The organism is Sphingomonas lutea (genome assembly GCF_014396785.1).
In the GTDB taxonomy this organism is placed as follows: Bacteria; Pseudomonadota; Alphaproteobacteria; order Sphingomonadales; family Sphingomonadaceae; genus Sphingomicrobium; species Sphingomicrobium luteum.
Window position 1 is genome coordinate 2,100,307 of the sequence record NZ_CP060718.1, and the last position, 16,499, is coordinate 2,116,805.

Annotated in this window: 15 protein-coding genes; 11 read left to right on the forward strand and 4 right to left on the reverse strand. The window is 57.8% G+C overall.

What is annotated here, in order from left to right; genetic code table 11:
- Positions 1–44: 44 nt before the first annotated feature.
- The gene (locus tag H9L13_RS10880) at positions 45–695 is read left to right on the forward strand and encodes a choice-of-anchor C family PEP-CTERM protein (protein WP_187540371.1); all 651 of its coding nucleotides are present in this window, start codon (positions 45–47) and stop codon (positions 693–695) included.
- Between the two features lie 65 nt (positions 696–760).
- On the forward strand, positions 761–1,372 hold the full coding sequence (locus H9L13_RS10885) for a carbohydrate binding domain-containing protein (protein WP_187537712.1): 612 nt from the start codon (positions 761–763) through the stop codon (positions 1,370–1,372).
- A gap of 123 nt (positions 1,373–1,495) precedes the next feature.
- Here H9L13_RS10885 and H9L13_RS10890 read toward each other — a convergent pair whose 3' ends face one another.
- Positions 1,496–2,314, reverse strand: a complete 819-nt coding sequence (locus H9L13_RS10890) for an EpsD family peptidyl-prolyl cis-trans isomerase (protein ID WP_187537713.1) — start codon at positions 2,312–2,314, stop codon at positions 1,496–1,498.
- Between the two features lie 118 nt (positions 2,315–2,432).
- On the opposite strand from H9L13_RS10890, the gene H9L13_RS10895 reads away from it, so the two are divergent.
- Positions 2,433–2,678 (forward strand): XrtV sorting system accessory protein, encoded by a 246-nt coding sequence (locus H9L13_RS10895; protein WP_187537714.1) that lies wholly within the window; start codon positions 2,433–2,435, stop codon positions 2,676–2,678.
- Here H9L13_RS10895 and H9L13_RS10900 read toward each other — a convergent pair.
- Together H9L13_RS10900 and xrtV are read right to left on the reverse strand one after the other, a co-directional pair.
- Positions 2,675–3,322 carry an exosortase C-terminal domain/associated protein EpsI gene (locus H9L13_RS10900; RefSeq protein WP_187537715.1) on the reverse strand — a complete coding sequence of 216 codons (648 nt, stop codon included), beginning with the start codon at positions 3,320–3,322 and terminating at the stop codon, positions 2,675–2,677. The two genes, H9L13_RS10895 and H9L13_RS10900, sit on opposite strands and share 4 nt — an antisense overlap.
- A 44-nt stretch (positions 3,323–3,366) precedes the next feature.
- The gene (xrtV, locus tag H9L13_RS10905; RefSeq protein ID WP_235090941.1) at positions 3,367–4,131 is read right to left on the reverse strand and encodes an exosortase V; all 765 of its coding nucleotides are present in this window, start codon (positions 4,129–4,131) and stop codon (positions 3,367–3,369) included.
- A gap of 397 nt (positions 4,132–4,528) precedes the next feature.
- On the opposite strand from xrtV, the gene H9L13_RS10910 reads away from it, so the two are divergent.
- From H9L13_RS10910 to H9L13_RS10945, 8 genes are all read left to right on the forward strand, one after another.
- Positions 4,529–5,986: an undecaprenyl-phosphate glucose phosphotransferase gene (locus H9L13_RS10910; RefSeq protein ID WP_187537717.1), complete on the forward strand. Its 1,458-nt coding sequence runs from the start codon at positions 4,529–4,531 to the stop codon at positions 5,984–5,986.
- Positions 5,987–6,009: 23 nt separating this feature from the next.
- Positions 6,010–6,621, forward strand: coding sequence for a hypothetical protein (locus H9L13_RS10915; RefSeq protein WP_187537718.1), 612 nt, complete (start codon positions 6,010–6,012; stop codon positions 6,619–6,621).
- A complete protein-coding gene (locus H9L13_RS10920) occupies positions 6,618–7,865 on the forward strand; it encodes a glycosyltransferase family 4 protein (RefSeq protein WP_187537719.1) in 1,248 nt (415 codons plus the stop codon). The genes H9L13_RS10915 and H9L13_RS10920 overlap by 4 nt, the downstream gene beginning before the upstream one ends.
- 76 nt (positions 7,866–7,941) lie before the next feature.
- Positions 7,942–8,928, forward strand: coding sequence for a glycosyltransferase 61 family protein (locus H9L13_RS10925; RefSeq protein ID WP_187537720.1), 987 nt, complete (start codon positions 7,942–7,944; stop codon positions 8,926–8,928).
- A gap of 88 nt (positions 8,929–9,016) precedes the next feature.
- Positions 9,017–10,447 (forward strand): oligosaccharide flippase family protein, encoded by a 1,431-nt coding sequence (locus tag H9L13_RS10930; protein WP_187537721.1) that lies wholly within the window; start codon positions 9,017–9,019, stop codon positions 10,445–10,447.
- Positions 10,448–10,460: 13 nt separating this feature from the next.
- A complete protein-coding gene (locus H9L13_RS10935; RefSeq protein ID WP_187537722.1) occupies positions 10,461–11,948 on the forward strand; it encodes an O-antigen ligase family protein in 1,488 nt (495 codons plus the stop codon).
- Between the two features lie 47 nt (positions 11,949–11,995).
- Positions 11,996–13,213 (forward strand): glycosyltransferase, encoded by a 1,218-nt coding sequence (locus H9L13_RS10940; protein WP_187537723.1) that lies wholly within the window; start codon positions 11,996–11,998, stop codon positions 13,211–13,213.
- A complete protein-coding gene (locus H9L13_RS10945; protein ID WP_187537724.1) occupies positions 13,210–14,367 on the forward strand; it encodes a glycosyltransferase family 2 protein in 1,158 nt (385 codons plus the stop codon). Before H9L13_RS10940 ends, H9L13_RS10945 begins: the two co-directional genes overlap by 4 nt.
- Before the next feature lie 25 nt (positions 14,368–14,392).
- Here the strand turns inward: H9L13_RS10945 and H9L13_RS10950 are convergent, their stop codons facing one another.
- Entirely contained in the window at positions 14,393–16,486 is a 2,094-nt protein-coding gene (locus H9L13_RS10950; RefSeq protein ID WP_187537725.1) for an NAD-dependent epimerase/dehydratase family protein, read from the reverse strand.
- Positions 16,487–16,499: the final 13 nt, after the last annotated feature.

Consider the following 16,499-nt stretch of genomic DNA (forward strand, 5'->3'; position numbering starts at 1 on the left):
CTCGTCGCGTTGAGTTTGGCGAGCCAAAGGCAAGGAGAACGGGGATGATGAAGCGCTACTTACTAGGAGCGGCAGCCGCACTCGCGATTGCTGCATCACCCGCAAGTGCAGCGACGCTGATCAATGGGGGCTTCGAGGGCGGGACGTTTACACAGCCTTACGTCACGTTGAGCAGCGCCAACAGCACGTACGACGATATATATGGCTGGGAAGTCACGGGCGGCACTGTCGAGTGGATCGGCAGCTACTGGCAGCCTCACACGGGCTCGAAGAGCCTCGATCTGAACGGCACATCGCCTGGGACCATCTCCCAGAACATCGCCGACACTGTTGGCGGCCAAAGCTACGCGATCAGCTTCTATGCGTCCAAGAATCCCGACGCTGGAGCGCCGACCCGCACTGGAACAATTTCGTTCGGCGGTCAGACGCAGACCTTCACGTATGCTCTTTCAAACACGCTCGCGAATATGAGTTGGCAGCTGTACACGTTCTACTTCACCGCATCGGGCGCGAACACGCTACTGTCGTTTTCGGGCAACGCGACGACCGGCGGGTGCTGCTGGGGCCCTGCTTTGGACGACGTGAGCATCGCTGCGGTTCCTGAGCCAGAAATCTGGGCGATGTTGCTATTCGGTTTGGGTGCGGTCGGTTGGCAGATGCGCCGGCGCAATCGTCTGCAGGTCGTTACAGCCTGAACCTTGCGAGCGCTTCTCCTCGTGAGGGGCGCCCTTGCTGCCGAGTTGGTCAGAGGAGGACAGTGATGCTGAAGCGGAGCCTACCGATAATCGCTAGTTTGGCTGTTCTGTGCGCAACGCCGACGAGCGCGGCGATCATCATCGACGAGGATTTCGAAGCCGGCTACGGTGTTTTCGCGCCAGATGGACAAGTTGCTCGGACCACAGCAACCGGCGGATATCAGACGTGCTGCTTAGCGTTTGGCTCACCGGGAGCCATGGCAAATTACTTCATTGCATTTGGCGGTGGTAATCAGCCCAGCGGCAATATCCTGAGCACGACGTTCAACACGGCTTTGAACGTCATGTATTCGCTCACCTTCGATTACGCAGCCCTCGGTGCCGGCAGCGAGAATCTATACCTGGAGGTCGCTGGCGAAACATTCACCGTCACACCGAACGCCAATCCGAACATGGATTCAAACTGGGCCACCAAGACCTTCAATTTCGCCGGAATCGGAGGATCCACGACCCTGAAGGTCTACAGCGGCGGCATCGATAATGTTGACGCGATTTTCGACAACGTTCTCGTTGCCTCAATACCTGAGCCTGAAGTCTGGGCGATGCTACTGCTCGGCTTCCTTGGCATCGGCTGGCAAATGCGTCGGCGTCAGGAGTTGCAGCCGGTGACTGCCTAACTCTTCTGCGATCCTGGCGCGCGATAGAAGCGTCGGCGATGGCGGGAAAATCGGCGTCGGCACTCCCCGAGAAGAGTGCCGGCGCCGAAATTTTTTCAGCTGCATATGGCGCCGGATCTCGGCCTACTTCTTGGGCTCGTAGCCTGGCTGGTAACTGATCTCAGCCTTTTTCTTCAGCTCCGCAACCTGCCGCTCAATCGCCTTACCGATCTTCTGCTGCTGGATCAGCTGACTTGCATATTGGATCCGAGCCTCCTGCGGGATGGCTGCTGGCTGCTTTTCGCGGATTACGTTAGCGAGGACCATCTGACCGTTTGAGATCACAAACACTTCGCCTGGGGGAAGATTATCGATCCGGTCAGCTAGCTCCCGGCTAACGCTGGTCGTGTCGAACACCGTTGGCGCGCGCTCGAACCGAATCGCCGCCTGCTTCAGCAGATCAGCAACCTCGTCCAAGGACTTGGCCTGCTCGAGAAATTTAACGTCGTTCTTGTTTGCAGGCTGCAGAAAGCGGATCTGCTCGAGGATCATGAGTTTGCGGTTGTTAAAGAGCGCCGGGTTATCCGCGATAAACTTTTCCGCCTCCTGACGCGTCGGTGGCTTAATCTTGCTCATCATCTGCCGCTGGGCCAGTCCGGCAAGTTCGTTCTCTTCGGTCCGCTGCCGCGCGAGAATGTACTCACTCGACTTATCGAGACCCTCGTCACGAGCGGCCTCAACGAGCAATTTTCTGGCGATCAATCTTTCGATCATTTGCTGGCGGACAGCCGGATCCTCGGCCTTCTTGCCCAGATTGTTCGCGAGCAACTCACTGTTCAATTCTGAGAGGGTGATCTCCTGCCCGTTGATGCGGGCGACCACCTGACCAGAAGGACTTTCCTTGGATCCGCCACAGGCACTGAGACCCACGCACAGGACCGCGAGCGCGATGGCTCGTGACACATCTTTTCTCAAAGCCTGCTCCCTACTCAACCACGCTTGACGCAAACGGACTTCGGGTGCGAACCTAGGTTTACATTGCCTCAAACGTCAAAGATTTTCTGAGGGTTAACGAAAGCTCATGCAAACCGTCTATGATTGGGTCACCCTTGCGATTTTCGCTGGACTAGTAGTGCTTTTCCTGCAGCGATCGTCGGCCGAGGAGCCACGCGACCGGCTTCTGCACTACCTTATTGCGGGAGCTGGCTGCGCCACGGTGAATTACCTCGGCAATGAGGGAATGCACCTTTTGGCGATCATCGGTTTGCTGGGTGTGCTGATCTTCATTCAAATGACACTGAAACCGCTGAGCGCCTGGACCCGCTAGGCCAGCGCGCGTCCTAGCAGTGCCTGCCGACCAAGCGGCGTGGATTGAAGGGCGAGCTGCTGAAGAAAGCGGGACAGCAAGACGCTCGCCCGCTGGGCATCGCCGTCAATCACTGAGGCACGCACCAGGATGCCGTCTGAAACCAAGCCGCGAGCACTGTTCTTGAGGCGAGCGAGGTGTTGCTGGAGCCAGGAGTCGGGGAAGTAGTCCCCTAGCCTCACCCAGTAGAGCACCTGCTCAACACGCTGCCCGCGGACGGCGGTAAAGAAGCCCGCTGGAAGGCTCAATCCGGAGGTCACCGGCTGCGACACATCCCGCGTCTCCAATATTTTAAATCCTGAAGCTGGGTAGCAAAACTCAGGACGGTGCACCTGGAGAGTGTCGCTCTGAGTGCTACCGTAGGCAACAAGGAGCATGACACTCGGCTCGTCAGGCGCAGCAAAGACGCGGCTAACTTCCTGGTCGTACCGGGACTTGGCTCCCTGCTCCGGAGGCCGGACGATGCCCTCCTGCTCGAGCGCCACCCATGCACCCAGGCGTTCCGGAAACTGCTCGGCGAGCGCCGCCTGCACCGGCTTCTGCGTACGCGCGCGAAGATCCAAACCCACCGCCGCCGTCGCCGTGGCGACCGTGAGGCTGCCCATGAGAAGGCTGCGCCGGGACAGGGCGCCAGGATACCCTACGTCGTTCATTTCAGAGCTAGCCGAGACCTGACCGGAGTGAGGACCTTGTCGATTGCGAAAATGGCTGCGAGCGCGAGGGCAAAGGTGAAGATGCCAGCAAGATTATGAAGGAAACCCTGCGCCGCGTCGTCGCCGGCGTGATAGGTTAAGAGGATGAGGATCAGGACTCTAATGAAGTTCGCAAAGATTGCGCAGGGCAGCACGAACACGAGCAACAGCAGTGCGTAGCGCCAATCAGAACGGTGAAGCAGGTAGACGTAGAAAAGCCCAATCGCCGAAAGACTGATGATCGCGTTAAGCCCGGAACATGCGGCAGCAACCAACAGCTCATAGGGCCCCACCTGCAAGGTCACACCCGTATTGGCGATGGGATATCCGACAGCCTGAAGGAGACTGGTTGCTGCCTGCGAGATGGCCAGCTTCATCGGCTGGGTCAGGATCGCGACGACGGTATCTGGAAGCGGAACCAGGAACGCGAGGTACAGAAGAGGAAACCATAAAGATCGAAGTGACGCGCTCCCACCGAATGCGAAGATCAAACCGTAAAGCGAGAGCATGAGTCCGAAGACTTCAACGCCCAGCACACCTATCATTCGGCCGAAGAGGTAGACGAGAAGGGACGGGATCATCCAGGCCAGTGCACGCGAAAGCGCCGGTGCCTTGGCGACTTGCACCATCTCCGGCCATTGCCGCGCGAGCAGCCAACAACCGGATGCCAGGACAATCGGGCCGTGAGATCCGTCTTCCGTCGACCAGATCTCCCGGGCCACGGCTATGATCGTGGGTACGGCAAGTCCGGCAACTCCGAGGGCGAGTAGCCAGTGGGACCCCAGCCGCCTAAAAAGGCTTTGCAACGCGGGCCATATGCCAACTGGCTCTCGCGTCGGCGGAGAAGGCGCTACGGACGACATCAGCGGATGGCTATCACTGATAGGACGCCTCGGACAAACTCCAAAATAACCCCCGCTCAGCGGGTTTGGCCGCTGTCCTGATCCGGAACAATATCAACTAATTCCTTGTGTTAAAGTAAATTTTAAGCACGATAAGCGCCGTCGCCCAGCGCGAGTCGAGTAGCTCTGTGACGGTGCGACATCAGGCCTAAAGGGGGAGTCATGAGACGCCTGTCATAGGCCGCCGGGGGATGCTGAGTTGGTAAGGGTTGCGTCGGTGCGGGCGGAAGCGGCTGAGCGGCCGCTGGAAGAGTCAAAGGCTGCCGTCAGGCTGCCGTTGAGCTTGCCGGCAATCAGCTGGGTATCACGTCTAGTCGAACTGGCTGCAGTTCTCGGCGCGAGCTATCTGGCGACCCTGATTTACGACTTGCGAGTGCCGCAGGATCTGGCGATCAACTATGGCCGCCTGACGCTCCTCACTGGCATCGTGTACCTCGTCCTATCGGAATCGATGGGTGCAAACGATGTCGAAGCCCAATTGTCTTTTCGAAAGGCCCTTGGCCGGGTCCTGAGTTCCCTGGTTTTCACGGCGGTGACACTTCTGACCGTCGGCTTCTTTTTAAAGGCGACCGAAGAATTCTCGCGTATCTGGGTGGTGACCTTCTTCGCCTTGAGTGCCGCAGGTCTCATAGTAACGCGTGCCGCGCTTATCCCACTAACTCGGCGCTTGAAACGCCAAGGTGTCTTCAATCAGCGTGTTGCCATCTACGGCGCCGGTCCACAGGGCTCTCGCTTGGCCGAGTATATTCTCGGGCACGAGAAGCTGACACTTAGCATAAATGGTTTCTACGACGATCGGGTGCCTGCAAACGTCCAGACGCACGGATTGCCCGTGCTTGGGGGGTCGCAACGTTTGATCGCCGACATTCGCCAGGGCCTTGTGGATCAGGTGATTGTTGCTTTGCCTTGGTCGGCCGAAAAGCGACTTCGGGAGGTCGTCGAACTCATCGCGCTAACGCCGGTCCGCATTCGCTTGGCTCCAGATATCGCGGGGTTCGTATTTGCCCAGCGCACAGTGGTGTTGCTCGGCGAAGTCCCCGTCGTCACGGTGTTTGAACGGCCAATCTCAGGTGTCGATCAAGCCCTGAAATGGCTCGAAGATAAGGTTCTCGGTTTGCTCATCCTCGCGGTTGCGGCGCCCCTGATGGCGGTGATCGGCATCGCAATAAAACTAGATACGCCGGGTCCAGTGTTCTTCCGCCAGCAGCGCGAGGGCTTTAACAATCGCCCGTTCTTAGTGTGGAAGTTCCGCACGATGTTCGCCGATCGGTGCGAAGGGGATAATATTGCGCAGGCAACGCGTCGAGATCCGCGCATTACACGCGTAGGCGCGTTGCTTCGCCGGAGCAGCCTCGACGAACTGCCTCAGCTGATCAACGTCTTGCTTGGCCAAATGTCCTTGGTCGGACCACGGCCGCACGCCGCTTCGACGCGAGCCGGCGGGCGCGTTTTCTCTGAGGTGATCGCGCGATACGCGGCACGGCACAATGTGAAGCCGGGACTAACGGGATGGGCCCAGATATGCGGTTGGCGAGGTGAGACGCAGACGGAAGAGCAATTGCAGAAGCGCTTCGAATATGACCTGCACTATATCGACAATTGGTCTGTATGGTTTGACTTGTACATCCTGATCCGCACGGCTGCGACGGTCTTGGGGCAGAAGGGTGCCTATTGATGATGCGGGGTCGCCTCAGGCGAGTGCGCGATCTCGCACGCTTTCTTTATGTCCAAAGGGTGCGTGGCTTCGATCCGCCGACTGACCCGCATTTCGACGAGGACACTCAACAATTTTTCAAGGAAGCGTTGGCGAAGGCTTCGCTCTACCTGGAGTACGGCTCGGGGGGCAGCACGATCCTTGCTGACCGGCTGGGCGTACGAACGATCAGCGTGGAAGGTGACCGATTCTACGCAAAGGCCGTGCGCTCCGCTTTACGGCTCAATTCATCCGTTCGGATCATCGCGCCGCACATGGGAATTACCGGCGAATGGAGCATGCCGCTCTTCCGCGCTGCACAGAAAGGCCGTCGTTACGTTGAGGCGCCGTTCTCGTGTCTTAACAGTGCTTGCGCAGATCTTGTTCTGGTTGACGGTCGATACCGTATCGCTTGCACACTTGCCGCCGCGAAAAAGGCCTCAGAAACAGGCACAGTGGCTACGATCATCGTCGATGATTATCGTGATCGACCACAGTATTCCGTGCTCGAGAAATATCTCGGAGTCCCCAAGTGCGTGGGCAGGTCCGCCGTGTTTCGTGTGCGACCTGGTCTATTCATACCGCGTTTCACCCGCCTCTTCTCGGACCCTTCATGATGTTGGACGCGACTCGACACGACAATCGAGAAGTCGGGCTGCTCTACTACGCTGCCGTTGCAGGCGACGTTGCGGAGACCTTTCGACTCTGGCTGTGCGGGCAGAGCGACGACAGCGGGACCTCAGAAGCTTACTCCGGTAGTTTCTTCGAGCTGTGCCAGCGTTTGGGGCGCTCTGGCGTGGCCTCTTATCCTTGGGAACATCAGGTAGTCCTCACCGGTAAGAATCTCACGGTTCGAAGCCGTACTAGTTTGAAGTCGGCGAGGGGGCTGCGCTTCCATTGCAATATGTTGGTGAGCGCTTGGCGCATCTTGCTTGACGGGTGGAAGTTTCGGGCAACCGACATAATTGTGATGGATGGTGCCACCTACTGGTTCCTGCTTCTCCCTGCAGCGTTATTAGGAACTCGAGTCTGGGTGTCGGTTCACTGCGGCCTCTGGGCAGTCGGCCGTCATCCAAAGATCGGTCGTCGATTCGTGTTGGCACTCGAGGGTTGGTTTTTGCGGCATCATTGCTGCGGCGCCTTGGTCGCTTCTCCCCAAGTTGCCTCTCAGGTTAGCGCTTTGGCGAAGCGCTCCTCACTTCCAGTAAAAGTGTTCATGCCCTCTTACAGGCTTTCGGACTTCAAAGATGTGCAAGCTCGGAAGTGGTCGCAGCGGCCGTTCAGGGTGCTTTTCGTCGGACGGATCGAACAGGAAAAAGGCGTTTTCGATCTGCTCTCGATTGCAGAGGAGCTCAGAGAAAGCGGCCACGTCGACATTGTGTTCGATGTTGTGGGTTATGGAGGCGAGTTGGACTCTCTTCGCGAGGCGGCGCGGAAATGCGGACTATCAGACAGCTTCGCCATCCACGGTCGTGCTGACCGCCCGCGAGTAATCACCTTTATGGAGCGGGCACATGTCGTAGTTGTGCCGACGAAAAGCAGCATTACTGAGGGCTTCAATCAAGTTGTTGTCGAAGCAGTACTGGCGAGAACGCCGGTGGTGACTTCACGCGTTTGTCCTGCATTGGACCTAGTGCGCGAAGCGGCAATCGAAGTGCCTCCTGATGACATTGCGGCATATTGTTCCGCAATACTCAACTTGCAACACGATCGGGCCCTGTACGAGGCCAAAGTAGCCGCGACCGAATCACTTAGGAACAAGCTGACCGACAATCGCGCCGGGTGGGCAAGTGTAGCCTATCAGCTCTTCACAGACAGTAGCTCCTCCACTTCCACGCCCAATCCATGCTGTGCGCGCTGAGCATATGGTTACGGCGCGTCCACTCGTAGCGTACATAAGGGAAAGGCTCAGGGGCTTTCCAGAGCTCGATGACGCCGTGACTGAGAAGGAGGTCCTGCACCCTGGAGAGACGATCGATGTGTCGCCCGCAATAACGCTCGATGGTGAAATGGCACGGGTCTTGGGCACTGGTCCTTGGACAACGGTCGAGCAGGAGCTTTCGGAGAGCAAAGCCAGGACACATGTGCATGGGCCGACGGTGGCTTATCGGCTTTGCGATGCATTGATTGCAGACGGAACTGTATATGCGAAAAACGTACGCCTTCCTTGGGGCGTCGCCGATCGGCGGGCTATCCTGTTTGACGAGGGTAGTCACCTCGCTAATGCGCAGCTTTGCGTCAGTGCAGCAAGTAGCACGTTTTTCGGGCATTGGATGCGCGATGGGCTTTGTCTCGAGCAGTTGGCACATGAGCGCGACCTAGTGCCAGTAAGCTTCGCCCGAACGCCGTGGCTCCATGAACCGGGGTATAGAGAGCTTGCTGACCTTTCCGGAGCACCCGTCCTCGTAGCTCGCGCTAGTTCGTTGTGGGTAGTCGATGATCGCGGGCTCAACGGTGAATGGGCCCGCCGCTTTCGTCTCGTGCGCGAACGCATTCGCTCGAAAGTCACTATGGGGGACGCGGATCGTGTGTACTTGGCGCGAGGCTCCTTGGGGGCAGCCAGGACGTTGGTGAACGAACATGAGATTACTGCGGAGCTGGCACGGGCCGGCTTCACCATCGTCGAGCCCGAAAAGCTTTCGCCACGCGCGCTAGTCCAAGCATTGGGCAGAGCACGCATCGTCGTATCGTTTGAAGGATCGCATCTCAATCACGCGCAGTTCTCGATGCCGGAGCGAGCGGCGCTTGTGGTGATTCAACCTGCCACCCGATTCTACATGTTCCATAAGGCGCTGACAGATATTCTGTCGGGCAAATTCGGTTATGTCGTGGCTGAACCGTGTGGTTCAGGGTTTAAGCTCTCCACTAGTAGGCTACGGCGCACTTTGGATCTGGTGGAGAATGAATGTAGTGGCAGTCAATGAGCGTCGATTTTCACCAACCCAAGCATCCTTGACTACCGCTCACCCAGAAAGAACGCGTGGGTTTCCGATGCCATTGTTTTGTAGCCTCATGCAGAATCCTTCCGCCCTCCTCCTGTTGAGTTCTGGCGCGTCGATCGGATTCCGATTCATAAGCAATATTGTTCTGGCGCATCTGCTTTTGCCTTTCGATTTTGGCCTCATAGCGATGGCCACGGTCCTGATGACGGCGATGTCGATGCTTTCCGACACCGGAGCTGGGATCAGCATCGCTCGCAAGCAACGAAAGTACGAAGCGCAGTGGCTCGAGCAACTTTGGACACTACAAATTCTCAGGGGTTCAGTCCTCTGGTGCGCCGCTTGGCTAGCGGCGCCCTGGGCCGCCAGTTTGTATGACGCTCAGGAACTGAAGGTTATTTTGCCCGCCATCGGGGCTTCGCTTGCTATCGACGGGCTACGGTGGTTGCGCCCAAGGGTGTTAACATATGAAATGCTGCCGGCATTGGAGCTCAAAGTCAGTTTAACGGCACAAATCGCCGGCAGTCTGGTAGCAATTCTTTCCGCATTGGCATCTCCAACGGTATGGAGCCTAGTCGCAGGCGTCATTACGACTTCCTGCATCGGTACAATCCTGAGCTTCGCATGGTCGGGCGAGCGCCCGCCGCGGCCAATCCTGACGCCAGGATTCCTGAAAGATCAATGGCGTATGGCTCGCTGGATCGGCGTTTCAAGCGGCATCGGTTTTTTTGCAAGTCAAGCGGATCGGGCACTGTTCCCCGCACTGTTTAGTACAGCGGCGTTCGGCGTTTACAGCACGGCAGGATTGATCGCGATGATACCCCTTCAAATCGGCCAGAAATGGGCGGACGGGGTTTACTTGCCCTGGATTGCTACCGCATCCGCCCCGGGGGCCAAGAGGGACCACAAGGATCTTCGTTTGCTTCGGCGCAAAGTTGCCGTTTTTGCTGCATTAGCTACGGCGGTCCCCACCGGACTCGGCAATCCGCTTTTCTCGGCGCTGTATCCACCTGCATTTATGAAGGCGGGATTGTTCGTAAGCATCCTCTCCGTCGCCGCCTACACAACTTTGCTGACGTACATCCACCGCCGGCAGTTCCTCTATCATGGAATGATGCAATTTGAGGTCTTGATCGAAGCCTCTCGTTTCCTTCTCTTCGCAGCTGCAATTGGGCTGGCGATTACACTCGGTCAAGTCGACTGGACTGAATACGCTCTCCTTTATGCTGTGTCGCAGTTTGCTGTTTACTTTTGTGTAGTAATACTCGGACGTTTGCGTGGGCTAATTGGCATCCGCGATGATCTTCCAGGACATTTAACCTTCGTAGGTGTGTCTCTCCTGCTGGTCAGCGTCGACCAAGTGATACGCTCGAGTTTGGGCGCGTTTGCATCCTTGGTTATCACCGCGGCTCTGAGTGCAGCAGTGGCTGGAGTCTTAGTGCTTATTGTTGGACTTCCAGGTCGGGTGTCGCGACTTGCGCGACCTACGAACCAGCCTGACTGAGCAGAGTCTTAAAATGATCGGGCTGGCCTATATCCTGCTTATTTCGTTTTCGATGCTGGCGCTGATCCGTGCTCTCGACTCCGGGCAGTTGCGCCACTTAATCGGTGTGCGGGAATTTGCTGCCGTTTCGATTCTACCGGCAGCTGCATCAGTCACTTCTAACTATGCAGTCTTTGCCATCTCTGTGTTTTCGTTTCTGGTGTTTGTTCCGGCCAGTTTGGAGCACAGGACTAGGTTGCTACTTTTTAGCATTACTCTGTTGCCTGCATTTTCTTTGTACGTGGTCGCGCCGCCCCCAATCAATCAATTGGTGCAGGTGAGTTATACCGTTCTACTGATGGTTGGCTGTTTAGTGGGGAGTTTCGCTGCCTGGTCCGAGCGCGCCGGAGCGGGAGTTGGGCGCTGGGATATGCTCATACTCCTCGTAGCGACGGTCTTCTTGATCATTGACGCTCGAGAGACAAGCGTAACCAATTTCATGCGGTCCGCCTTACAACAGGCGCTGAACATCGGCTTACCCTATTTCATCTTGAGCCGTGGACTAAGTAAATCAGTGTTCCCGGCTCGCGTTCTCCTTAGCCTCATTCTCGCGGCGTGCATTCTGGCAGGAATCGCAGGCTTTGAAAGTCTCCGGCACTGGCTGCTTTACGCCGGCATGGACGTCGGCGCGGATCCCGAAATGCTTTCGGGCTACACAAAACAACGCGCGGGGGCATTGCGCGGTCAGGCCACCTTCCCGGAACCAACGACACTTTCCTTATTTTTGGGGTTGGCGCTAGTGATGCTCTTTGCGCTGCGAAGGTCCGTCGGCTCTGTTGCTCGAGCCTTGATGTTTGTTGTGCTCGCATTCGGCCTTGTTTTCACGTTCGCTCGCGTTGGGTTTCTGGTTTCGATTGTTGGGCTGGTGGCTTGCCTTATCTACGAACGGCGCTGGGGCTTGGTTGCCCTGATTGCCGCGAGCGCTCCCCCGATTTGGTATTCCACGCGAGCCCTAGGAACCGCAATTCCAACCATTGGGGAAATGATAGGCTTAAGTGGCGACGCAGTGATCACAGTCGAGTATCGCCGGCGCCTGAGTGAACGAATGTTCGCGCTTATACGCGAGCATCCGTTTTTCGGAGTGAGCAGAACTGATATCCAGATCATGCTGGACGACTTGCGTCAAGGCGAGGGAATAATTGACCTTGTCAACGGACATTTCGCCGTCATGCTCCAAGCTGGCGTAGCAGGATGGCTGGCCCTAATGCTCGCAGTTGCCTTTGCTTTGCATAGTACTTGGCGAGACCGTCGGAGTCAGCACGATGGATCTAGTGCAGCTGTGTTCAGTAGTATGGCAGCGCTGCAGGCGGCGCTGTTCACAACCGCACTAATTGGACGCAATTTGTTATGGTTCGTCGTTCTCCTCGCCTTCGCTGCAGGTCTCTCGGTACGGCGGAGGCACGAGGCGAAGAACGCTCCTGCAGCGATGGCGTCTAGCTTGCCTCGCCCGGCAAGCGCATGAACCTGCGCATACCGTTAGACACGCATCGGAACGTAGTGGGGTCTTCTTTGCGGATCGCGTATCTGACGAACGCCTACCCGAAAATAAGCCACAGTTTCATTCGGAGGGAAATCACGGCCCTGGAACAGCTAGGGGTGGAGGTCGTGCGCATCTCCGTTCGTCCTACTGCCGAGATTCTGCCGGGCACTGCCGACGAGGCCGAACAGGCCCGCACGATTGCATTGCTGCATCCAAGCTCGCTGCTCTCACTGATATTCGCGATGTTGCGAGAGAGTGCAGCTTCGCCACGTCGGTTTGTCCGCGCTATGGTCAAAGCTTGGCGACTTGGGCAAGGGAGCTCTCCGGGACTCCTTCGCCACCTCGTCTATTTCGCAGAGGCGTGCAAACTGTCTGGAATCCTGCGCGAAAGGCAGATTCCGCACGTACATGTGCACTTTGGAACGAACCCCGCAACAGTCGCTCTCATTAGCTCGGCACTGACTGGCGTTACCTACAGCATGACTGTTCACGGACCGGACGAATTCGACGATCCGCGCGGATTACGGCTACCGGACAAGATCGCAGGAGGAGTACTTACCGCAGCCGTCTCTAGTTTTGGTCGCGGGCAGTTATTGCGCTGGGCAGAGCCGCAACATTGGGATCGCATCCACGTTGTGCGGTGCGGTGTCGACGATGTCTTTCTGGAGCATGCCGCGAACCGCATGCCGGAAGGGAACAGGTTCGTTTGTGTCGCGCGGCTGAGCGCGCAGAAGGGGTTGCCACTCCTCGTCGAGGCAGCCGGGGTGGCCAAAGATGCGGGGGCTACATTCGAAATCCGCGTGATTGGCGACGGAGAACTTCGTTCCCTTATAGAGGCGATGGTTGCGGATCGAGGCGTTGCCGACTGCTTCACGCTCCTTGGCTGGCTGTCGGCTGAGGAAATACGGACCGAATTGATTCAGAGTCGCGCGTTCGTCCTGCCAAGTCTGGCGGAGGGGTTGCCGGTCGTTCTTATGGAGGCAATGGCGTTGCGCCGTCCTGTCATAGCGACGGCAATCGCAGGGATACCGGAGTTGGTGGACCGAGAGTGCGGCTGGCTCGTCCCGGCGGGATCGGCGGAGGCACTGGCATCAGCGATGGCGCAAGCGCTCGACACGCCTTTGCATGAGTTAGCGAGGCTGGGCGAGGAAGGAAGGCGCCGCGTAGTGGAGCAACATGACGTACGCCGTAACACTGCCGAGCTGCTACAGCGATTGCGGCCGTGCCTGTCACTTGGTGACCAGTGATTGCAATCGCGGCCGTCGTTATTGCGTTACCCGGGTTCATCTTCGCCGTCGAATGCGTATTCGGGCTTCGTCCACTACGTCGTCCAGAGTTGCCGCTCGGCGACGTCCCCGCCTTCGCAGTGCTGGTTCCGGCGCATAATGAGGCGGCCGCCATCGCCGCTACGGTTGCTGCGCTGCGATCGCAGCTTCGCTCGGACGATCGACTTCTGGTCGTCGCCGACAATTGCAGTGACGCCACCGCTGATATTGCGCGTTTGGCGGGCGCTGACGTCGTCGAACGGCACGATCCTGCCCGGCGCGGCAAGGGCTACGCGCTCGCCTACGGACGCCAGGCCTTGGCGGTGGACGCGCCCCCGACGATCGTGATCATTGATGCTGATTGCCGCGTCGAACCTGGAGGCCTTGCGCGCCTGGCGGCTGAAGCGTTCTACGGTCAGACAGCGGTGCAGGCGGCCTACCTGTTAGAGCAGCCATCCCAGGCAGACGAACTCGTGGCTCTTTCTAGCTTCGCCTTTATGGTCCGAAACTTAGTTCGGCAACGTGGGCTCGCACGGCTAGGCGCGGCGGCGCTTCTGCAAGGCACAGGCATGGCATTCCCTTGGCGGATCTTTTCCGCTGCCCCACTGGCAACAGATGACATCGTCGAGGACCTGAATCTTGGGATAGCTCTTCTTCACCAAGGACACCGAATTACTTGGATAGAAAACGCACGGGTCAACAGTCTTCCCGCAAGTCGAAAAGCAACTATCGCGCAGCGGACGCGCTGGGAGCACGGCTTTGTCGTATCGGCTCTCACCAGTGTACCACGTCTGCTGGTAACGGCCATCTTGCGACGGCGTTTGGACATGGCGTTGTTCGCGATAGATCTCCTCGTACCGCCGCTGGCCCTTTTTGCAATGCTCGCGGTTGCCGCTTGGGTTGCCGCGGGGCTGTTCGCCGTGACGGGCGGAACTGCTGCACCGCTCGCCGTTCTCACCTCCAGCCTGGTAGTTATGGTGACCGGTGTCCTCCTTGCGTGGGTCTCAGAAGGCCGGCGAGTGTTATCACTCAAGACGCTTGTGAAAGTGCCCGTCTACCTCCTTTGGAAGTTGCCGATTTACGCTCGCCTGCTTGTTCGAAGGCAGCATACGTGGGTCCGGACCGAGCGGGACTAAGTGATCCCCGCTTACCGCGTACGAGCTACTTCATTTCTGCTCGTGCGGCTTCGTAGATACAGTTCACAAGAGTCTCTCGGTTGGATGCAGGACTCCAGTTCAGGGCCAGACGAGTCGAGGTGCTGTCGTAGACTGCGCGGTGCGTACGGCAGCGCCAATCGTGCAAGCTTGGCCATCGACGATTGGGATGCCGAATGGCATTCTTGACCAACTCCTTCACGAGGTCGCCGATCCACCATCGCCATGGCGGCTGGTTCGCGACAGAAATCTTCGATCCAGAGCCTGCGCTTGCGGCTGCAATGTATTCACGAGCGCTCAGCAATGGGCAGCTCGTAATCAACACACACCTTCCCACGACATTCGGAGCCTCCAATGCCGCCGCCAAGGCATCGGCGACGTCATCTACCAGCACTAGGGGCAGCTTGTTTTCGCCATCCCCCCAGAATCGAACATTCGTCGCAGTGTCGAAATGCGCAACACCTACGTGAGCAACTGGTGCGCCCGAACCGATGACGATGCCGGGCCTTGCGATTATGAGCGGCAGTCCCCGTTTTACGGAGAGATCTTGGAGCAGTGATTCGCACCTTGCTTTCGATCGGGCGTAGAAGTTGCGCCTGTGCATTTTCGGATCGAGTGGCGTATCCGCGGTAATGCGAAGCTCTGAACTGTGGGACGCGTAAGAGTCGATCGTTCCAGTGTAGACGAAGCGCTTCACTCCGGCAGCGATCGCAGCGTCCGCCAGTACCCCAGTTGGCTCGATATCATCGCGCTCGTAATCAGCCCAATTCTTCCCCTCGCACTTCGCTAGGTGATAAACCGTTTCAATACCAACAAGTGCTGCTTTTGCGGTCGCGGGATCGCCGTGGGATCCTTCGTGAATCTCAATAGGAAGTCCGGCAAATGCGATGGCGGCCGAAGCACGACTGCGCGTAAGCACTCGCACTGACTGTCCTTTATCGACAAGCTTGGCTACTAGCTTGCGGCCGATAAACCCGGATCCGCCGACAACCAGCACTCGGGCCGGGTCGCGGATCTCGGGTACTGGTTCGGGCACGCAAATAGGCCCTGTACTTGGTGATCCCGTGTTCGATGCACGCGCAATCGCGTCGCAGAGTTCGATGACCTTCGCGCCAAACTCGCCGTCGTGCCGTGAATCCACTCCAGCGAGAGAATAGAATACAGAGATACTGCGGAGCATGCTCTCGTCGAAGGAGGTTGAGCCAGCGCGCTTTCCGATCGCAGCGCGAAATCGTCGAACCAGATCCTTTCGCGCGCCGGAACGAAGTTGCCTCGCAATGGACCTGGACATGGCGAGAGCATCAAAGATCGGATTCGTACTTTGAGTACCCTCTATCCAGTGAATGTCGCGCCCGAAATCCACCTGCGCGCTGCCTCCCGCCCCCCGCAAACGAAGGTAACGATCGGGCTGCCCGGGCCTGGTGGATATCGACAGTGTGAAGGTCCCTGAGGAGCTCCGCCCGTGGATGTTCCAGCTACGATAGACCGTTTGTCCCGTTGCAAGCTGAAGTGAGTCCCCAGCCGAAGCTCCTGTGACTTCCACATCGCCCATTATGTCTAAGACAAACGCGGCAATGTGCGGTCCGAGTTCGTAGATTAGATTCGCCGGTGCGCTCAGCATCCACGCGTTGGCAGGGCCGTTACGTATTTGAGGGAGCTCGTAGAGCCAACTGCAGGATAGATGGTCAATTCGCCCGAGAGCGCCATCCAAAACGAAGGACCTGACCTCTTCATAGCCCGGTAAGAAGAGGAAGTTGTGATTGACACCGATCCGGCACCCTTGTTCGGCTGCGAAGGACGCCAGTCGACGGCATTCGTCCCCGGACAGGCCCATGGGCTTCTCCAGGAATACTGACTTTCCGGCGCGCAGCATGGCCTCAGCAACCGCAATGTGCGACGATGGCGGCACGAGAACGTGGACAACATCGCATTCGGATTGGGCGAGTTGCTCCACGCTCGAATAGGCTCGTTCGAATCCGAACCGATGAGCGGCCAGCCGTGCCCGACTCTCGGAGATGTCAGCGACTGCGTGAAGGACGGTTTGTTCCAGCTCCGACACCGCAGCGACATGCGATTTAAGTATATAGCCGGCACCGATCATGCCGACTTTGATC

Bases quoted from the DNA above. Each gene is read 5' to 3' on its own strand.
- H9L13_RS10880 (WP_187540371.1), top strand. From the start codon at position 45: ATGATGAAGCGCTACTTACTAGGAGCGGCAGCCGCACTCGCGATTGCT.
- H9L13_RS10885 (WP_187537712.1), top strand. From the start codon at position 761: ATGCTGAAGCGGAGCCTACCGATAATCGCTAGTTTGGCTGTTCTGTGC.
- H9L13_RS10895 (WP_187537714.1), top strand. From the start codon at position 2,433: ATGCAAACCGTCTATGATTGGGTCACCCTTGCGATTTTCGCTGGACTA.
- H9L13_RS10900 (WP_187537715.1), bottom strand. From the start codon at position 3,322: ATGGGCAGCCTCACGGTCGCCACGGCGACGGCGGCGGTGGGTTTGGAT.
- H9L13_RS10920 (WP_187537719.1), top strand. From the start codon at position 6,618: ATGATGTTGGACGCGACTCGACACGACAATCGAGAAGTCGGGCTGCTC.
- H9L13_RS10930 (WP_187537721.1), top strand. From the start codon at position 9,017: ATGCAGAATCCTTCCGCCCTCCTCCTGTTGAGTTCTGGCGCGTCGATC.
- H9L13_RS10935 (WP_187537722.1), top strand. From the start codon at position 10,461: ATGATCGGGCTGGCCTATATCCTGCTTATTTCGTTTTCGATGCTGGCG.
- H9L13_RS10950 (WP_187537725.1), bottom strand. From the start codon at position 16,486: ATGATCGGTGCCGGCTATATACTTAAATCGCATGTCGCTGCGGTGTCG.